At 71.8% G+C, this 4,364-nt stretch carries 4 protein-coding genes; 2 read left to right on the plus strand and 2 right to left on the minus strand.

Annotation, left to right across the window (positions count from 1 at the left end; all coding sequences use genetic code 11):
* Nucleotides 1–533, minus strand: a 533-nt coding sequence (locus ABZW14_RS34085; protein WP_355355336.1) for a hypothetical protein, incomplete at its 3' end; no start/stop codon positions are given.
* 412 nt (nucleotides 534–945) lie between these two features.
* On the opposite strand from ABZW14_RS34085, the gene gdhA reads away from it, so the two are divergent.
* Both gdhA and ABZW14_RS34095 read left to right on the plus strand, forming a co-directional pair.
* The gene (gene gdhA, locus ABZW14_RS34090; RefSeq protein WP_355355345.1) at nucleotides 946–2,283 is read left to right on the plus strand and encodes an NADP-specific glutamate dehydrogenase; all 1,338 of its coding nucleotides are present in this window, start codon (nucleotides 946–948) and stop codon (nucleotides 2,281–2,283) included.
* A 160-nt stretch (nucleotides 2,284–2,443) separates the two neighbouring features.
* The gene (locus ABZW14_RS34095) at nucleotides 2,444–3,802 is read left to right on the plus strand and encodes a hypothetical protein (protein WP_355355339.1); all 1,359 of its coding nucleotides are present in this window, start codon (nucleotides 2,444–2,446) and stop codon (nucleotides 3,800–3,802) included.
* A gap of 61 nt (nucleotides 3,803–3,863) precedes the next feature.
* Here ABZW14_RS34095 and ABZW14_RS34100 read toward each other — a convergent pair.
* A partial coding sequence (locus ABZW14_RS34100) for a hypothetical protein (protein ID WP_355355342.1) occupies nucleotides 3,864–4,364 on the minus strand: 501 nt, incomplete at its 5' end.

Here is a 4,364-nt window from a genome sequence, read left to right on the forward strand (position 1 = left end):
TGGGCGACGATGTCGGTGGCCTGCTGCTCCCACTGGGCGTAGGCGTCGGGGTAGGCGGAGACCTGCACGGTCTGGGCGGCCTCGGTCAGCGGCATGTCCTGCCAGCCGTCGACCTGCTTGAGGCCCTTCTCGAACGCCAGGGTGGCGTACTCGGGGTTGGTGATCTGCTCCGGCGTGCCCCAACCCGAGGAGGGGCGCTGCTGGAACAGGCCCAGCGAGTCATGGTCGTTGGCGTCGCCCAGGTGACCCAGGTTCTCCAGCTTCGACTCCTGCAGGCTCGTGGCGATCGAGATCACCGCGGCCCGCTCCGGCAGACCAGCCTTCTTCGTGGCGGCGATGATCGCCTTGGCGTTGGCCAGCTGCTCGGCGTTGAGGTCGATGTGGGACTGGGCGCCCTGCACGGTGGCGACGGCGGCCGGCTTGCCCTCGACGGGGCGGGCGTCGGCGTGGGCGGCGACCGGGCCGGCGAAGACGCCGCCGGTGAAGGCCAGGCCAGCGATACCCAGCACGCTCTTACGCAGCATCGTGTTCATGAGAAAGCTCCTCGGGGGTTGGCGCGCACGCCGATGGGGGTCGGCCTGTGCGCAAGCACCACGTCAGGCGCTCAAAAAACGGGGGGAAAGTCTTCAAGGGGGGTCATCCGGCGCGCGGGGCGGGGCCCCTTCGTCGCGCCGGGACCATGTACAACGACCGGCGGGCCGGCATCATTCCGGCCCGGCACACCCACCTGCGCGGGCGGCCGGCCACCTGCGCTGGGCGGGGCCGTGGTCCTCGGTCGTGCACCGGGTACAACGACCCGCGCATACCGGACGATCACCGCAGCGAGGAACGGCGGTCCTCGCCTGACGCGTCGACCCGGTCGGTGAACCGGACGGCGGTGATGATCCGTACTCCGGGTCGGTGCGGCGACGAGGCCGGCACCGGGACGGAAGGGGCGTGTCCGTGATGCCGGAGACCGTCGAGACGGTGTTCGCGAACGTGGTCGGGCGGAACCCGGGTGAGCCCGAGTTCCACCAGGCCGTCCGGGAGGTGCTGGAGAGCATCGGACCGGCCCTGGCCCGCCACCCCGAGTACGCGCACGCCAGTGTCATCGAGCGGATCTGCGAGCCGGAGCGGCAGGTCATCTTCCGGGTGCCGTGGGAGGACGACCACGGCCGGGTCCGGGTGAACCGCGGCTTCCGGGTGGAGTTCAACAGCGCCCTCGGCCCGTTCAAGGGCGGGCTGCGCTTCCACCCGTCGGTCTACCTGGGCATCGTGAAGTTCCTCGGCTTCGAGCAGATCTTCAAGAACGCGCTGACCGGCCTGCCGATCGGCGGCGGCAAGGGCGGCGCGGACTTCGACCCGAAGGGCCGCTCGGACCGCGAGGTCATGCGGTTCTGCCAGAGCTTCATGACCGAGCTGTACCGGCACATCGGCGCGCAGACCGACGTGCCGGCCGGGGACATCGGGGTGGGCGGCCGGGAGATCGGCTACCTGTTCGGCCAGTACAAGCGGATCACCAACCGGTACGAGTCGGGCGTGCTCACCGGCAAGGGACTGTCGTACGGGGGCGCGCAGGTGCGGCGGGAGGCGACCGGCTACGGGGCGGTCTTCTTCGCCGAGGAGATGCTGAACCAGACCGGGGACACCCTGGACGGCAAGCGGGTGGTGGTCTCCGGCTCCGGCAACGTGGCGATCTACGCGATCGAGAAGGTGCACCAGCTCGGCGGCACGGTGGTGGCCTGCTCCGACTCGGACGGCTACGTGCTGGACGAGAAGGGCATCGACCTGGCGCTGCTGCGCGAGCTGAAGGAGGAGCGCCGGGCCCGCCTGGACGACTACGTCCGGCACGTGCCGCACGCGGCGGCGGTCTCCGGCCGTACCGTCTGGGAAGTGCCCTGTGATCTGGCGCTGCCCTGCGCGACGCAGAACGAGATCGGCGGCGCGGAGGCCGCGGCGCTGGTGGCCGGCGGCTGCGTCGCGGTGGTCGAGGGGGCGAACATGCCGACCACGCCCGAGGCGGTGCGAATCCTGGGCCGGGCCGGGGTGCGGTTCGCCCCGGGCAAGGCCGCCAACGCGGGCGGGGTGGCGGTGAGCGCGCTGGAGATGCAGCAGAACGCCAGCCGCGACTCGTGGACGTTCGCCCAGTCGGAGCAGCGGCTGCGGGAGACGATGCGGGACATCCACGCCCGCTGCTGGGCCACCGCAGAGGAGTACGGCCGGCCGGGTGACTACGTGGCCGGGGCGAACATCAACGGGTTCCGGCGGGTGGCGGAGGCGATGCTGGCGCACGGCCTGGTGTGAGCGGCCACTGTGGGCGGACCCGGCCCGACTGACCGTTCGGTCAGTCAGCGATTGACAGCGGTCGAGGCCGGGCCTACGTTCAGGGCGCTACCGGCCGGTAGGCATCCGGCCCGCCTGGCCGTCCCCGTCCCGGGGGCGGCCCGTCCCCGGGGGAGCACCGATGCTGACCTCACCCACACGCCTCCTGCGCCGGCTGCTCGCGGCCGGCGCGGCCCTCACCCTCACGGTCGGCCTCGCCGGCGCCGCGCCCGCTCTCGCGGCCGACGACGGAAGCCAGCCGCTGCCCGGCTACACGATCAGCAATCCGCCGCTCACGCCGCTGGTGATCGACGGCGCCACCACCACCGTCCGGCAGGGTGTGCACGCGCACGCCGGCTACATCATCGAGATCCCCGCGAAGTGGAACGGCGAGCTGGTGATGTGGGCGCACGGCTACCGCGGCCAGGGCACCGTGCTCGCCCCCGAACCGCCCGGCTACGACCTGCGGCAGCGGATGCTGGCACAGGGGTACGCCTGGGCGTCGTCCTCGTACGACCGCAACGGCTACGACATCCGCTCCGGCGTGCTCGGCACCCGCGCGCTAGCCGACCTCTTCGCCGACACGGTGAAGCGGCCGAAGCGGGTGCTCATCGCGGGCGTATCCATGGGCGGGCACATCATCGGCCGCTCGCTGGAGCAGTACCCGGGCTACTACGCCGGTGCGCTGCCGATGTGCGGCGTGCTCGGCGACCACGAACTGTTCGACTTCTTCCTCGACTACAACCTGGTCGCGCAGGCCCTCGCCGGGGTGACCGCGTACCCGACGCCGGACGACTACCTGACCGACGCGGTGCCGCGGATCCAGGTGGCGCTCGGGCTGGCCGGGCTGAAGCCGGGCGGCCCGGACACCACCAACGACCTCGGCAAGCAACTGCGGGCGATCACCGTCGAGCGGTCCGGCGGCGCACGGCCCGGCGCCGACGCCGCCTTCGCGGTCTGGAAGGACTTCCTGTTCAGCATCACCACCACCGACGGCGGTGACTCCCCCGCCCAGCGGCCCGGCCAGCTCGCCACCAACCTGCTCACCCGCTACTCACCGAACAGCCCCGTGAACGTCGACGCCACGGTGCAGCGGGTCGCCCCGGAGAACCTGCGGCAGCGGCTGTCCCCGACGCTGACCGAGGTGCCGCGGATCAGCGGCCGGCCCACCGTGCCGGTGCTCAGCCTGCACGACCTCGGCGACCTCTTCGTGCCGTTCAGCATGGAGCAGGCGTACGCCCGGGACGTCGCGTGGCACGGCCGCACCCGGCTCGTCGTGCAGCGGGCGATCCGGGCCGCGCAGCACTGCGAGTTCAGCCCGGCCGAGGCCGGCACCGCCTGGGACGACCTTGTTTCCTGGGTACGCACCGGCAAGCGCCCCGCCGGCGACCCGGTCACCGATCGGAAGGCGGTGTCGGCGCCGGACTTCGGCTGCCGGTTCAGCGACCCGGCTGCCTGGGCCGCCGGCTCCGGGACGCGTCGCCTGTACGCGCCCTGCTGAACGCTCCGGATACGCCACTGGCCGGCACCCCGTGTTCGGGGTGCCGGCCAGTGGTGTTGGCTCAGCTGTTCCAGTTGTGGGCGACGATGTCGGCGGCCTGCTGCTCCCACTGCGCGTACGCGTCCGGGTAGGCCGAGACCTGCACGGTCTGGGCGGCCTCGGTCAGCGGCATGTCCTGCCAGCCGTCGACCTGCTTCAGACCCTTCTCGAACGCCAGCGTGGCGTACTCGGGGTCAGTGATCTGCTCCGGCGTGCCCCAACCCGAGGAGGGGCGCTGCTGGAACAGGCCCAGCGAGTCATGGTCATTCTTGTCGCCGAGGTGACCCAGGTTCTCCAGCTTCGACTCCTGCAGGCTCGTGGCGATCGAGATCACCGCGGCCCGCTCCGGCAGACCAGCCTTCTTCGTCGCCGCGATGATCGCCTTCGCGTTCGCCAGCTGCTCGCCGTTCAGGTCGATCTTCGACTGGGCGCCCTGCACACCATGCGGGATCAGCTTGTCACCCTGCACCGCGACCGCGGCCGGCTTGCCCTCGACCGGGCGGGCGTCGGCGTGAGCGGCGAC

It is taken from the genome of Micromonospora sp. NPDC004551, assembly GCF_040609975.1.
Classification (GTDB): Bacteria; Actinomycetota; Actinomycetes; order Mycobacteriales; family Micromonosporaceae; genus Micromonospora.